Genomic DNA, 15,371 nt, shown 5'->3' with positions numbered 1-15,371 from the left:
ATGTATAAATTTAGGTCCATGGTTGTAAATGCTGAAGAGCTTAAGGAAAAACTAGCTCATCAAAATGAAATGTCTGGGCCTATGTTTAAAATGAAAGATGATCCTAGAGTAACTAAGGTTGGAAAGTTTATCAGAAAGACTTCTCTTGATGAACTTCCGCAACTTTGGAATGTTTTAAAAGGTGATATGAGTTTAGTTGGTCCTAGACCAAGTTTACCTAAGGAAGTTAAGCAGTTTGAAAAATGGATGTTTAGAAGATTAACTGTAAAGCCAGGATTAACTTGTTATTGGCAGGTTAGTGGAAGAAATAATATTGATTTTGAGGATTGGATGAAGCTTGATATTAGTTATGTGGAAGATAGAAATTTATGGATTGACATTAAGTTAATATTTAAGACGGTATTAGTTTTATTTGGTGATAAAAATGCATCGTAAAGTGAAAGGGGTAAGTAAGATGAAGATAGCTATAGCAGGAACAGGGTATGTAGGTTTATCTAATGCAATTCTTTTAGCACAACATAATGAAGTCGTTGCAGTAGATATAATTCAAGAAAAGGTAGATATGATTAATGATAAGGTATCACCTATAGTGGACAAGGAAATACAAGAGTATTTAAGTAATAAAGAGTTGAATTTAGTTGCAACAACAGATGCATATAAAGCATATAAGGATGTAGAATTTGTAATAATTTCAACACCAACAAATTATGATCCGGAAATGAATTATTTTAATACAAGAAGTGTTGAAGCAGTAATTGCAAATGTACTTTCAATTAATCCAGAAGCAACAATGGTAATTAAATCTACAGTTCCAGTTGGATATACAAAAAAAGTTAGAGAAATGTTTGAGACTGATAATATAATTTTTTCTCCTGAATTTTTAAGAGAAGGAAAGGCACTATATGATAATTTATATCCTTCAAGAATTATAGTTGGAGAGCAAAGTGAAAGAGCGAAAAAATTTGCTGAACTTTTAATGGAAGGTGCCATTAAAAAAGATATTCCGGTATTATTTACAGAGAGTACAGAAGCAGAAGCTGTTAAACTATTTTCTAATACTTACTTAGCATTAAGAGTAGCTTATTTTAATGAATTAGATACTTATGCTGAAATGAAGGGATTAAATACCAAACAAATTATAGAAGGTGTCGGACTTGATCCAAGAATAGGCTCTCATTATAATAATCCGTCATTTGGTTATGGGGGATACTGTCTACCTAAGGACACTAAGCAATTAAGAGCTAATTACGAAGATGTTCCGAATGAAATTATTGGAGCTATAGTTGAAGCAAATAGGACGAGAAAAGATTTTATTGCAGATCAAATTATAAAGAAGAATCCTAAAACGGTTGGTATTTATAGATTAACTATGAAAACTGATTCAGATAACTTTAGAGCTTCTTCTATTCAAGGAATAATGAAGAGAATAAAAGCTAAGGGGATTGAAGTAATAGTTCATGAACCAGTACTTAAGGAAGAAACTTTCTTTAATTCAAAGGTTGTTAACGATTTAGAAGAGTTTAAGAGTATGAGTGATGTTATTGTATCAAATAGATTATCAAAAGAATTATTTGATGTTGAGGATAAAGTTTATACTAGAGATTTATTTGGTAGAGACTAATAAATATTAAAGAGGGCAATAGGAATGAAAAAAATTTGTTTTACTGCTTCAACAGGTGGACACTTTGAACAGTTAATGATGTTGAAGCCACTTATGGATGAGTATGATAGCTTTATTGTAACAGAGAAAATAGGATATTCAGTGATAAAAGATGATAGAAAGATTTATTATATTAAGCAAGTTAACAGACATGAAAAAGATTTTATATTTAAAATGATAGTTAACTTCTTTAAGAGTTTCAGAATATTTATGAAAGAAAAGCCAGATATAATTATTTCTACTGGAGCTTTAGCAACTATACCAATGTGTCTTTTAGGTAAAGTTTTAAGAAAAAAAATTATATTTATTGAATCTTTTGCAAAAGTAACTTCACCTACATTAACTGGTAATTTAATGTATAAGTTTGCCGATCAGTTTTATGTTCAGTGGGAACAAATGAAAGAGCATTATCCCAATGCTATATTTAAGGGGGGAATATATTGATATTTGTAACTTTAGGATCACAAAAATTCCAATTTAATAGATTGTTGATTGAAATTGATAGATTGATTGAAGAAGGAAAAATAACAGAGGAAGTATTGGCCCAAACTGGATATAGTGATTATGAGCCTAAAAATTATAAGTTTAAAAAGTTTTTAGATAGAGATGAGTTTTCAAATATAATGGATAAATGTGATAAAGTAATTACTCATGGAGGAACGGGAGCTATTATTGCAGCAGTTAAAAGAGAAAAGAGGGTAATTGCAGTGCCTAGGTTGGCTAAATTTGGGGAACATGTTGATGACCATCAATTACAGATAGTTAAACAATTTGAAGAAATGCAATTCATTAGTGTTTGTAATGATATAAAATATTTAAAAAATATATATAAACAAATAGAAGACAAAGAAGCTAAGAGATATATTTCAAATACACAAGCAATTATAGAAAGTATAGATACTTTTTTAAATAGTTTTTAAGGAAGGGAGTTTTAGAATGGATTTAATAAAGACAATTTATAGGAAGACACTGAGCGTTTTACCTGATAAATTAGCTAATGGAATTATTTTTTTTAGAGGGTATAAAAAAATAATGAATTTAAAAGAACCCATTTATTTAGGAGAAAAAATTCAATGGCTAAAGATACATGGCCAATTGGAGGAGTTGGGTAATTATGTTGATAAATATGAAGTGAGAAATTTTGTAGAAAATACTATAGGAAAAAAGTATTTAATTAATATATTTGGTGTTTATAATAGCGTTGAAGAGATAGAGTTTGATAAATTACCAAATAGATTTGTTTTGAAATGTACTAATGGAAGTCAAGCTGTAATTATTTGTAAAGATAAAAGTAAATTAGATATTGAAAAAGCAAAAAGGGAAATGAAAAAGTGGTTAAAGGGAGATTTTTACAAGATAAAAAAAGAGTATCAATATAAAAATGTTAAAAATAGAATAATTATTGAGGAATATCTTGAAGATGAAAGTGGAGATTTAAGGGATTATAAGTTTTATTGTATAAATGGTGAACCGTATTGTTATTCTGTATTTTCTGATAGATTTACTGATAAAACAACTGATATGTATGATAAAGAAGGCAATTGGTTACCTGATATATTAAATGGTGGTCCTAATAGTAAAATAAAGGGGAAAAGGCCACCACACAAATTAGATAATTTAGATGAAATGTTTGATATTTCTAGAAAGCTATCTAAGTTATTTACTTTTGTTAGGGTAGATTTTTATATTGTTGAGGGCAAGGTGTATTTTGGAGAATTAACATTTACTGATGGAGCAGGGGGAGAGCCTATAAAACCATTAAGTTTTGATGCAGAATTAGCGCGTGATATTAAATTAGAACCAATATTAAAAGAAAGGGTATAATTAAAAAATGATAAATAAATGTAAAAGCATTAGGGAGAATGGGAAGTAAAATGAGTAGAAAAATATTAATTATTGGACCTAGTATAAATCGTTCTAAGGGAGGTATGGCCACAGTAATAGAAGGTATAATGGCAGATAGTAAATTGAATTCTAATCATTGTATTGAAGTTCATGAATCGTATGTAGATGGAAATATAATACATAGGTTAATATTTTCGCTTATATCATATATTCATTTTATGTTTATTTATAACAAGTATGATTTATTTCATATTCATATGGCATCATACGGAAGTACGTTTAGAAAAGGCTATTATATTAGATTTCTTAAAAAAAGAAATAAAAAAATTATTCTTCATGTTCATGGTGCAGAATATATTATGTTTTATAATAATTTATTAGAAAAGAAAAAGAAAAAGGTAGAAAGAATATGGTTAGACAGCGATGTTGTAATAGCATTATCTGAAGAGTGGAAAAACCAATTTGAACATTTATTTAACCATAAAAATATTATAGTAATCAATAATGGAATAGATACTGAACAATACGAAGAAGCAAAATGTGTTACAGAATATGTAAGAAATAATTTTTTGTTTTTAGGTCGTATAGGTAAGAGAAAAGGTTCATATGATATAGTTTCAGCCATAGAAAAGCTATCTAAAAAATATCCCGATATATTGGTATATATGGCAGGAGATGGTGAAATAAATGAAATTAAAAGTTTAATTGATAAAAAAAATTTGGGTAATAATATTAAAGTTATGGGATGGATTAATTTTGAAAATAAGATTGAATTATTACAAAAAGTTTGTACTGTTTTATTACCATCTTATAATGAAGGGCTTCCAATGACAATATTAGAAGGTATGGCAGCAGGAAAGGTTATTATAAGCACTAATGTAGGAGGAATACCTGAATTAGTTGAAAATAATATAAATGGATTGATTATTGATCCAGGTGATATTGATGGGCTTTGTAAAGCAATTAGTAAAGTTATCGAAGAAAAAGAATTCGTAAAGAAATGTTCAGTTAATAATTTGAGAAAGATTGAATTTGATTTTAGTAGAAAAAAAATGCATGAAAAGATTAATAACGTATTTACTAATATATAAATATTCTATTTTATGAGAAAGTGAGAATTGGACCATGAATGAAGTTACAAAATTAACCATATTTAGAAAAAAGGTCAATAATAGAGTATTAAAAAGAGTTATAACTAAAATTATTTATTTTTTAGGAGCTGATATTCCAGTTGATGTTTGTGTAGGTGAGGGAGTAGAATTTTGCCATAATGCATTAGGAACAGTTATTCACCCTAACACGATAATTGGAAATGATGTATCTGTATATCAGAATGTTACTATTGGAAAGGCAAGGGTTAAAGATAAAAAACAAATAAAAATTATCATAGAGGAAGGAGCTGTTTTGTGTGCAGGTTCAAAAATTTTAGCAAAAGATAATTTGGTTGTTGGTAAGAACACAATTATAGCTGCAAACTCTGTATTGTTAAAATCTACAGGAGAAAATGAGGTTTGGGGGGGAATTCCTGCTAGAAGATTGAAATAATTATACTAAAAATATTTTAAATAGGAGAAAGTTATGGATGTAAGTTTTATAATACCAATTTATAATACTAAAGAACATTTATTATTAAGGTGTTTTGAATCAATATTAAAGCTAAAAGATATTGAATATGAAGTATTACTAATTGATGATGGGTCAGAATCATTTGTTGAAGAATTCTGTGAGCAGTTTACTAAAGAACATGAAATGTTTCATTATTTTAAAAAAAATAATGAAGGAGTTAGTATAGCAAGGAATTATGGAATTAACAAAGCAATTGGTGATTATTTATTTTTTATCGACTCTGATGATACTATTGTTACTGATATCTTTAATAAATCATCATTGAATAATCAAGCTGATATGATAGTTTTTGATTTAGAGTTAGTTGATGAGTCAAAAGTTGTTGTTTGGAGTTCATTTGAATGTAATTCAGGGAACATAAAAAGTGAAGATGCGATTTTAGCTATGATGTATAGTGGAAGATTGAATAGTCCATGCGCTAAGATGATAAAAAGAGATTTTATAAAAGAAAATAAAATATATTTTGATAAAAATCTTATAACAGGTGAGGATGCTGATTTTATTTTAAATATTTTTCTATTGTCACCTTCAATTTATTATGTTGACAAAACTATTTACAAATATTGGAGAAGCAATGAATCAAGCAGAAAAAGAATGGTTTCAAATCCTGAAAAGTTAGTTGATAACTATGTATATCATAAATTAAAGAAGATAAGCATTGTAGATAAACTTGAAATTGATTTTAAGGAAAAGCAGAATGCTAAAATAGCCTTAGTTTCTGCTGAAGTTAAGAGTATATTTAATTTGGCTTTAGATTTAGAACAGGAAGGATTATTGTCTGATTCATTAAAACAAAAAATAATAAAAGCAATTAAAGATATAGAATTATCAATTTTAGTGGAATGTAATTACTTCACTAAATTAAGATACAATATAATAAGTAAAGAAATGTGGAAAGTTATGATTGGAATTGGTTGTATAAGAAATATATACTTGGCTCTAAGAGGACTACATACATAGATGATGGAAAGTAGAGGATAAAAGTAATGTGGATATATTTAATTTGTTTTGCGATTTCATGTTTATTTTTGAAAGTTGCAGAATTAAGTAACAAAAGAGTAGTATATAGAATTATTACTGCAATAGGACTTATAATTCCTTGTATACTTGCAGGGTTTAGGGCTGATACAATAGGTACAGATGTGCAGGTATATGTAAAACCTATGTTTGAGGCTGCACGATCATCTAATAGCTTCTCAGAGTATCAAAATATGAGATGGATAGCTTCATGGACATATATATATGTCCATGAAATAGAAATCGGATTTTCTTTGCTTGTATACATTATTGCAAAGATATTTGGGAACCTTGCTATCTTATTGACGAGTATTCAGCTTTTGATTATTATTCCTTTTTATAAAGGACTATCCTATTTTAGGAAACAGCTTCCCATGTGGTTATGTATGCTTGTTTTTTATTTGATGCATTATAATGTTACTTTAAACATGATGAGGCAATGGATTGCAATGGCTTTATTATTTTATGGATTCAAATATATAGTAGAAAGAAAAGTATGTAAATTTATTTTTATAGTTGTAGTAGCAATGACTTTTCATACTAGTGCGATGTTTGGTATAATATTTTATTTAATATATTCATTTATTTATTCAGGAAAAAATGAGAAAAAATTAAAAATAATTCTATCTTCAAGGAAATATATTTCTTTAGAGAAGTTGAATAAAATTTTTATAATAATTATTGTATTTTGTTTAGCATTATTAAGTCTTAACATAATATCAGTTTTTCTAAGTAATATAGGATTAAGTAAATATGCTGCATATATTAAAGGCGATGTATACTTATTGCCTATTCAAATTATATTAAGAATACCTTTCATAATAATGATTCTTTTAAATTGGAGAAAATATAATGAAAAATATACAATGGCTCCAATTTTTTTAGCGATGATGATAATTGAACTGTTAGTTTCTCAATTAGGAAGTATTTCTCAATATTCATGGCGGATTGCAACTTATTTTTCTATGTTTAATTGTTTGTCATATTGTTCTATTTGTGAATTGAGTAAAAAAATATATGTAAGAATTAGTTATAGAATTTTGTTAATTATATATTTGATTGTATATTGGGTATATTACTTTGTGATACAAGGAATTCATGAAACTATACCATATATGATTGCTTAGTATTTGGAGATTGAAAAAAATAGATAATTATTTTGTTATATTTTTAAATTTTAGAAAGTAAGGTGAAATATGAAAAAAGTTATTTTAAGAGGGTTTTTTTATGAAAACTTGGGTGATGATTTATTTTATCATATGATTGTAAAAAGATATCCTAAAACTAAATTTTATTTACCAGTTATAGATAAATGTAAAAGAGCCTATAGCGATGAAAAGAATGTTAAGATAATTAGTTTGAATAAAGTAGTGCGTGGTATAAATAGGGTGTTCAGTAATATAAGTTCAAAATTTAACATTTATAATTTTCTTGAAAAGCATGGTGATTTGGTAGTGTTAATAGGGGGATCTTTATTTCAAGAAAAAGCAAATGATGGATCAGATATAGAAAGGCTAAATGAAATGCCAGGAAGGAAAAAACCATTATATATATTAGGAGTTAATTTTGGTCCATATAAAACACAAAGGTATTTAGAAAAGTCCAAGGAGTATTTACTAAAGGCAAAGGATGTATGTTTTAGAGATGAAAGTTCATATGGATTATTTAAAGAACTAAATAATACTCGTGTAGCAACAGATATAATTTTTGGAATTGAAAAATTGATTCCAGCCAATAAAATAAATCCTAAATTGTGTGTGATTTCAGTAATAGATTTTTCAAGAAATGCAGCATTATTAAAATATAAACAGGCATATCTCAAGTTTATTGTAAAATCTATAGAGAAATACTCTAATATGGGATATACAGTGATGTTAGTATCATTTTGTAAAATAGAGGGAGATGAAGATGCAATTGAAGAAATTATAGAAATGTGCGATGAAAGTTATAAGGATAAAGTAAAGACTTATTTATATAAAGGGGAAAATTGGAAGGAAACAGTAGAACTTATGAGTAGTGCTTCTTATATTATAGCTACACGTTTCCATAGTATGATTTTAGGGTTAGTTTATGGTATTCCAACTTTGCCAATCATATACAATGAAAAAAGCCTTAATATTTTGCATGATTTAAAATGTGAAGATTGTTGTGTGAAACTTGAAGAATTAGAGAGTTATGATTTAAATAAAATTAGATTTGCAAAAGCTGATAATATAAATGAAGTAAAAGTTAAATCAATTGAACAATTTAAGGTACTTGATAATTTATTAAAGTAAAATCATAAATTTAGAGTAAACAATATATAAATAGAATTTTAAGCTTATAGTATACATGCTAAATTAAGTAAGGTTATTTTAAATATATGCCTGAATATAAATGATATTTTGATTTAGATGTGTTAGAAAGGAATTTATGGATAGTCTAAGCGAGAAAAAAAACATAGATTTATTTAAGGGAATGATAGTTTACGCAATTGGTAATTTTGGAACAAAAATATTATCATTTTTGATTGTTCCTTTATATACTTATTATATAACTACTGAGGATATGGGAACATATGACCTATTGATTACTACAGTTAATTTATTAGCACCAATTGTAACTTTACAAATTAGTGATGCAGCATATAGCTGGATTATGCGTGAGAAGGACGTAGAAGATATTTGTATTAAATCAACTTTTCAGATTTTGATATTTAATACGATTGTTTCGTCTTTAATTATTATTGGAGTTAATCAAATTTATAATATTCCTTATTGTATGGAATTTATTTTAGTTTTAGCTTCTTCAAATGCATTAGCAATTGCGCAAAAGATTTTAAGAGGTATAAAGAAGCAAAAGTTATTTGCCGCCTCTGGAATAATTTACACTTTTATATTTTTAAGTTTAAATGTTATACAAATATGTATATTTGATTTAGGGGTTAAGGGTTTATTTATTAGTGCAATAGCAGCGAATATCTTAGCATTGGTAATTATTATGATATTAGAGAAAAAACTAAGAACATGTTTAATTGATACAATAGACTTAAAGTTAATTAAAAAAATGTTAGCATTTTCAACGCCTTTAATTGCGAATCAGTTAAGTTGGTGGGTAATTAATTCATCAGATAGATATATTATTACTTTTTTCCTTGGAAAAGCAGCTAATGGTATATTTTCTATAGCATGTAAATTCCCGACAATTTTACAAATGATATTAAATCTATTTAATACAGCATGGCAAGATATATCTATAGTAGATAATGATGTTGAGCAAGGAACATATTATAGTGAAATTTTTAAACAATTATATAAAATTTCATTTATGATTTTATTGCCATTAGTTCCAATTACTAAAATTGCAATTGAATTAATTGTAGAGAATAGCTATAAGTCGGCAGCAAGTTATATTTCGTTTTTATATTTAGGGACAATATTCCAAGCCTTTTCATCATTTTATGGAGTAGGATATTTAAAAAGTAAGAATACAAAGCAAGCATCTTTAACAAGTATATATGGTGCAGTAGTTAATGCTGTTGTTAATTTAGCTTTAATTAAATTTATAGGATTACAGGCAGCTGCAATTTCAACTTTTCTAGGCTTTTTTGTTATGTGGTTAATCAGGGAGAAGCAGAATAGAAAAGAGCTTGGAATAAGTATTGATAGAGCTCATTTTGCAAAAGTTTTTATACCAATTTTAATCTTTTGTATAATATCATGCTTTACAGGTTTATACATTGATGTAATATTAGCTATATTGGGAATGGTAATTTTCATAATTATTAATATAAAATATGCTAAAATTTTACTTGAGTATTTTTTCCAAGTTACAAAGAGGAAAAGTTAATATATATTTTAAAGAAGAAAATAGACGAACTATATAAAAAATTTTTAGCATGTTAAAACAAATTATATATTTGTACAATAAAAATAACTATATATAATGCAATAGTTGCTTAAAGTTATCGACCATAATATTAGTACATTTGAATTAAATTCATAAGAAAAATAAAATGTGTGCGGCATAGTAGAACATATAAGTAAAATACAGTCAGCAGTAGCTAATTTAACTAGAGAATATAAAGTATATGCAGGAGTGATGATTTCAGCATCTCACAATCCAGTAGAATATAACGGAATTAAATTTTGGGGCGGGGAAGTATACAAGCTATCTGATTCATTAGAAGATGAAATTCAACTTACTGATGCATTACTTAAACTTATAGAATATGAAGCAATGTATGCATATGATTTTGAGTGAAGAAGATATGATGGTGGCGATAAATCTGGATTTCTTCAAGCGACTGTAGAATATGCACTTAGAAAAGAAGAATTAAGAGATGGATTTATAGAGTATTTAAGTAATATTCTTAAGTAATAGTATCTTTATTTATGGGTTTAAGCTATACCACGGTATAGCTTATTTCTTTAATAGTATATAAAGTGATATTTATGATTTCATAAGATGATATATATTAAAAATTTGAATATAGAAAAGTTATTAGTAACATGTTAAAAAATAGCATTGTAGAAACATAAAATAAGTTTTTTATGAATTAAGAAAGGAAATAAAATATGTGTGGAATAGTAGGTTACATAGGAAAAAGACAAGCAGCAGACCTATTAGTTGAAGGTCTTTCAAAATTAGAATACAGAGGATATGATTCAGCAGGAGTTGCAATCATAGAAGATGAAAGAATATCATTAAGAAAATTAAAAGGAAGATTAGCAAATTTAGAAAATGATCTAAAATCTAATTCAATCAATGGACATATAGGAATTGGACATACTAGATGGGCAACTCATGGAGAACCATCTGATGTTAATTCACATCCACATTCAAATGGAAATGCAACAATTAGTGTTGTACATAATGGAATTATTGAAAACTATATGAAATTAAGAGAGTGGTTAACTTCAAAAGGGTATGAATTCTTATCAGAAACAGATACAGAAGTTATACCAAATTTAGTGGATTACTACTACAGAGATGGAAGAAGCCTTTTTGATGCAGTTGTTAAAGCAACTTCAAAATTAGAAGGAAGTTTTGCAATTGGAGTTATTGCAAATAATGAACCAGATAGAATTATTGCAGTAAGAAAAGATAGTCCACTTATAGTTGGATTAGGTGAAGAAGAGAGCTTTATAGCTTCTGATATACCAGCAGTTTTAAATCATACTAGAGATGTGTATCTTTTAGAAGATAAGGAATTTGTTATCTTAACTAAAGATGGAGTAGAGCTTAGAACTGAAGATGGTGAAAAGATTGCAAAAGAAGTTTACCATGTAACTTGGAATGTAGATGCTGCTGAAAAAGGTGGATATGAAGACTTTATGCTAAAGGAAATTCATGAACAACCAAAGGCTGTAAGAGATACGTTATCAGGAAAGATTCAATTAGGAAAAGAAATTGAATTAGATAATGTTAAGTTTAGTAAGGAAGAATTAGAAAACTTTGATAAAGTTTATATAGTAGCTTGTGGTACAGCTTATCATGCAGGTGTTGTAGGTAAAACAGTTATTGAAAAACTTGCTAAAATTGCAGTGGAAATAGATGTTGCATCTGAGTTTAGATATAGAGATCCATTAATAACTGATAGAACTCTTATAATAGTAGTATCTCAATCAGGAGAAACAGCAGATACTCTTGCAGTATTAAGAGATGGTCAAAGACAAGGAGCTAGAGTTCTTGCAATAACTAATGTTGTTGGATCATCAGTATCTAGAGAAGCTGATGATGTAATTTATACATTAGCAGGACCAGAAATTGCAGTTGCATCTACTAAAGCTTATGTAACTCAATTAGCTGCATTTTATATCTTAGGATTATACTTTGGTAGATTAAAGGAAATTATTTCGGTTGAAGAAGCAGAATCTATTAAAGCTGAAATGTTAACTATTCCTGAAAAGATAGAAATAGCTTTAGAAATGAAGGAAGAACTTCAAAAATATGCTGATAAACACTATAATCATAGAGATATTTACTTCTTAGGAAGAGGATTAGATTATGCAGTAGCAATGGAAGGTTCTTTAAAACTTAAGGAAATATCTTATATTCACTGTGATGCATATGCTGGTGGAGAATTAAAGCATGGACCAATTGCTTTAATAGATAAAGGAACTGCAGTTATTACATTATTGACTCAAGAAGCTTTAAAAGACAAGATGGTTTCTAATGTAAGAGAAGTTTCTACAAGAGGTGGAAATATATTTGCAGTAGTTAATGAAGGAGATACTACAACTAAGGACGTTGTTGATTCTTTAGTTTATATTCCAAAGACTATTGATTTATTAACTCCGATGATAAGTGTTGTACCACTTCAATTAATATCTTATTATGTTGCTAAGCAAAAGGGATGCGACGTAGATAAGCCAAGAAACTTAGCTAAATCAGTTACTGTAGAGTAATTTATTTAAATTATTAAATGACCTCAAGATAAGTCCAATTATTTTGAGGTCATTTCTAATTATTTAAAGCTGTGATAATAATTTACAAGAGGACCCACTAGTATACTAGATGATATAAAAGTTATATAATACTTTAATAATAAAATTTATTATAATTTTAAATACAAAAGAAAAACTACACAAAATAACTAATTATAATTATGTATGTTGAAAAGTGTTGTATATATGAAAAACATAAGTATAGAGGTAAATGGTATAATTATAGCTAGGTTAGATAAATGAAGTATCATATTAATCTAAGTGATAAAAATAGATGAAATTGAGGTAAATAATAATGGGAAGAATGTTTGGAACAGATGGTGTTAGAGGAATAGCTAATACTGAATTAACAGCGGAATTAGCTTATAACTTAGGAAGAGCAGGAGCTTATGTATTAACAGAAGGAACACATAAGCCTAAAATATTAGTAGCTAAAGATACAAGAATATCAGGAGATATGTTAGAGTCAGCTTTAGTAGCTGGTATACTTTCAGTTGGAGCAGAAGCTATAATTTTAGGAGTAGTACCAACACCAGCGGTGGCACACTTAACTAGAGGGTATAATGCAGATGCAGGAGTTATGATTTCAGCATCACACAATCCTGTAGAATATAATGGGATTAAATTCTTTGATGGAAAAGGATATAAGTTATCTGATTCATTAGAAGATGAAATTCAAAGAGTAATAGAATGTGGATTTGAAGGAGTACCAAGCCCAGTAGGTGAAGGCGTAGGTAGAGTTTATAGGGAAGAATCTGCATTAAATGAATACATAGAATATGCAAAAAGTACAATAAAAACTGATTTTAAGGGATTAAAGGTTGCATTAGATTGTGCTAATGGTGCTGCATATAAAGCTGCAGTTAAAGCTTTTAGAGCATTAGGTGCTAGAGTTTATGTAATTAACGATAATCCAGATGGAAATAACATAAATGAAAATTGCGGATCAACTCATATGGAAGAATTGATGGATTATGTTGTTAGAAAACAATGTGATATTGGATTTGCTTTTGATGGTGATGCTGATAGATGTTTAGCTGTTGATGAAAAAGGAAATATGATTAATGGGGATTTTTTATTAACAATATGTGCTAAGGCATTAAAAGAAGCTGGACAATTAAAGGATGATACTTTAGTAGTAACTGTAATGAGTAATTTAGGATTAGATATTGCGGCTAAGAGAGAAGGTATTAACTTAGTTAAAACTAAAGTTGGAGATAGATATGTTTTAGAAGAAATGCTTAAGGATAATTATATCTTAGGGGGAGAGCAATCAGGACATATAATTTTCTTAGAGCATAATACTACAGGAGATGGATTAGTTACAGCACTTCAAGTAGCTGCTATTCTTAAGGAAAGTGGAAAAACTTTCAGCGAATTAGCTGGGGTTATGAAGGAATTACCACAGATATTAGTTAATGCTACAGTTCCTAATGATAAGAAGAATATTTATTTAGAAGATGAAGAGATAGTTAAAGCTATTAAAGAAGTTGAAGATAAACTTAATGGTGTTGGAAGAGTTCTTATAAGACCATCAGGAACTGAACCATTAGTTAGAGTCATGCTTGAAGGTGAAAATCAAGAAGAAATAAATGAAATGGCTAATGGATTAGTTGATTTAATATTAAGTAAAATTTAATGGCTTTAGAGATAATATATAAATATTAAAGTGCAAGAAAGGAAATAGTAATGGAAAAAAGAATAAGAAAAGCAATAATACCAGCAGCAGGTCTGGGTACTAGATTCTTACCTGCAACAAAGGCGCAACCAAAGGAAATGCTTCCAATAGTTGATAAGCCAACATTACAATACATTATAGAAGAATGTGTTGCATCAGGAATAGAAGAAATTCTTATAATAACAGGAAGAAACAAAAAGAGTATAGAAGACCATTTTGATAGAAGTGTTGAATTAGAAATGGAGCTTGAAAAAGCAGGAAAGCAAGAAATGCTTGAAATGGTTAAAGAAATATCTGATATGGTTAATGTTCACTTCATAAGACAAAAAGAACCAAGAGGATTAGGACATGCTATACTTTGTGCAAAGACTTTCGTGGGAGACGAACCTTTTGCAGTACTACTTGGAGATGATGTTGTTTATAATGATAATAAGCCATGCTTAAAGCAACTTGTTGATTGTTATGAGGAATATAAAACTTCAGTTTTAGGAGTTCAAACTGTAGCACCTCAAGATGTAAATAAATATGGAATAGTTGGTGGAATACATATAGAAGATAGAGTATACAAGGTAAAAGACTTAGTAGAAAAGCCATCAATAGAAGAATCACCTTCTAATGTTGCTATCTTAGGTAGATACATAATTACACCAAAAATATTTGAAATATTAGAAAATACTAAACCAGGTAAGGGAAATGAAATACAACTTACTGATGCTCTTCTTAAATTAATTGAGGAAGAAGCAATGTACGCATATGATTTTGAAGGAAGAAGATATGACGTAGGGGATAAGCTTGGATTCCTTCAAGCAACTGTAGAATATGCACTTAGAAAAGAAGAATTAAGAGATGGATTTATAGATTATTTAAAGACTATTATAGAATAACATTAAATATTATTTTAATTTAAAAAATTATAAGCTATGCTGTGGTATAGCTTATTTTTTATGTGCGCCCAGCATGGGCAACAACTTGACGGTGAAAGTCCGTTGTGGGCTTGGTATTGGGAACCACTAGCCAATGACAAGGGTGTCTACTGTGAAGTAGAATCTGAAGGAAGTCGGAGGCAAAGTCTCGGTCTGAGGAATACGAACTACATACAAGGCTTACTAAGGTCGGA

Annotated in this window: 14 protein-coding genes and 2 pseudogenes; all 16 read left to right on the top strand. The window is 28.3% G+C overall.

Annotation, left to right across the window (positions count from 1 at the left end; translation table 11 throughout):
- The coding region (locus ABUA17_RS17055; protein ID WP_349818167.1) for a sugar transferase at positions 1-435 on the top strand (435 nt) is incomplete at its 5' end.
- A 19-nt stretch (positions 436-454) separates the two neighbouring features.
- Complete coding sequence (locus ABUA17_RS17050; protein ID WP_055277938.1) at positions 455-1,621, top strand: nucleotide sugar dehydrogenase; 1,167 nt, start codon at positions 455-457, stop codon at positions 1,619-1,621.
- 24 nt (positions 1,622-1,645) lie between these two features.
- Positions 1,646-2,104: a PssD/Cps14F family polysaccharide biosynthesis glycosyltransferase gene (gene pssD / locus ABUA17_RS17045; RefSeq protein ID WP_055277937.1), complete on the top strand. Its 459-nt coding sequence runs from the start codon at positions 1,646-1,648 to the stop codon at positions 2,102-2,104.
- Positions 2,101-2,580, top strand: a complete 480-nt coding sequence (gene pssE / locus ABUA17_RS17040; protein ID WP_055277936.1) for a PssE/Cps14G family polysaccharide biosynthesis glycosyltransferase — start codon at positions 2,101-2,103, stop codon at positions 2,578-2,580. Before pssD ends, pssE begins: the two co-directional genes overlap by 4 nt.
- 16 nt (positions 2,581-2,596) lie before the next feature.
- Complete coding sequence (locus tag ABUA17_RS17035; RefSeq protein ID WP_055277935.1) at positions 2,597-3,484, top strand: ATP-grasp fold amidoligase family protein; 888 nt, start codon at positions 2,597-2,599, stop codon at positions 3,482-3,484.
- A gap of 50 nt (positions 3,485-3,534) precedes the next feature.
- Positions 3,535-4,596, top strand: coding sequence for a glycosyltransferase family 4 protein (locus tag ABUA17_RS17030; RefSeq protein ID WP_349818168.1), 1,062 nt, complete (start codon positions 3,535-3,537; stop codon positions 4,594-4,596).
- 34 nt (positions 4,597-4,630) lie between these two features.
- A complete protein-coding gene (locus ABUA17_RS17025; protein ID WP_055277933.1) occupies positions 4,631-5,050 on the top strand; it encodes an LbetaH domain-containing protein in 420 nt (139 codons plus the stop codon).
- Between the two features lie 33 nt (positions 5,051-5,083).
- Complete coding sequence (locus ABUA17_RS17020; RefSeq protein ID WP_055277932.1) at positions 5,084-6,091, top strand: glycosyltransferase family 2 protein; 1,008 nt, start codon at positions 5,084-5,086, stop codon at positions 6,089-6,091.
- 26 nt (positions 6,092-6,117) lie between these two features.
- A complete protein-coding gene (locus ABUA17_RS17015; RefSeq protein WP_055277931.1) occupies positions 6,118-7,275 on the top strand; it encodes an EpsG family protein in 1,158 nt (385 codons plus the stop codon).
- 69 nt (positions 7,276-7,344) lie between these two features.
- Entirely contained in the window at positions 7,345-8,424 is a 1,080-nt protein-coding gene (locus tag ABUA17_RS17010) for a polysaccharide pyruvyl transferase family protein (RefSeq protein WP_055277930.1), read from the top strand.
- A gap of 136 nt (positions 8,425-8,560) precedes the next feature.
- The gene (locus tag ABUA17_RS17005) at positions 8,561-9,976 is read left to right on the top strand and encodes a lipopolysaccharide biosynthesis protein (protein WP_055277929.1); all 1,416 of its coding nucleotides are present in this window, start codon (positions 8,561-8,563) and stop codon (positions 9,974-9,976) included.
- Positions 9,977-10,183: 207 nt separating this feature from the next.
- Positions 10,184-10,327: pseudogene (locus ABUA17_RS17000) on the top strand (phosphoglucosamine mutase); the annotation flags it as partial.
- Positions 10,319-10,507 (top strand): annotated as a pseudogene (locus ABUA17_RS18830) (UTP--glucose-1-phosphate uridylyltransferase); the annotation flags it as partial. The pseudogenes ABUA17_RS17000 and ABUA17_RS18830, both read left to right, overlap by 9 nt.
- 197 nt (positions 10,508-10,704) lie before the next feature.
- Positions 10,705-12,537, top strand: coding sequence for a glutamine--fructose-6-phosphate transaminase (isomerizing) (gene glmS / locus ABUA17_RS16995; RefSeq protein WP_349818169.1), 1,833 nt, complete (start codon positions 10,705-10,707; stop codon positions 12,535-12,537).
- A 334-nt stretch (positions 12,538-12,871) separates the two neighbouring features.
- Positions 12,872-14,215: a phosphoglucosamine mutase gene (gene glmM, locus ABUA17_RS16990; protein ID WP_055278023.1), complete on the top strand. Its 1,344-nt coding sequence runs from the start codon at positions 12,872-12,874 to the stop codon at positions 14,213-14,215.
- A 50-nt stretch (positions 14,216-14,265) separates the two neighbouring features.
- Positions 14,266-15,138: a UTP--glucose-1-phosphate uridylyltransferase GalU gene (galU, locus tag ABUA17_RS16985; protein WP_055278024.1), complete on the top strand. Its 873-nt coding sequence runs from the start codon at positions 14,266-14,268 to the stop codon at positions 15,136-15,138.
- The last annotated feature ends 233 nt before the right edge of the window (positions 15,139-15,371 follow it).

This window comes from Clostridium sp. RTP31139st1_H3_RTP31139_211217 (assembly GCF_040227035.1).
In the GTDB taxonomy this organism is placed as follows: Bacteria; Bacillota; Clostridia; order Clostridiales; family Clostridiaceae; genus Clostridium; species Clostridium saudiense.
The sequence above is the reverse complement of the archived record's forward strand: the minus strand, read 5'-3'. Positions and strand labels throughout refer to the sequence as shown.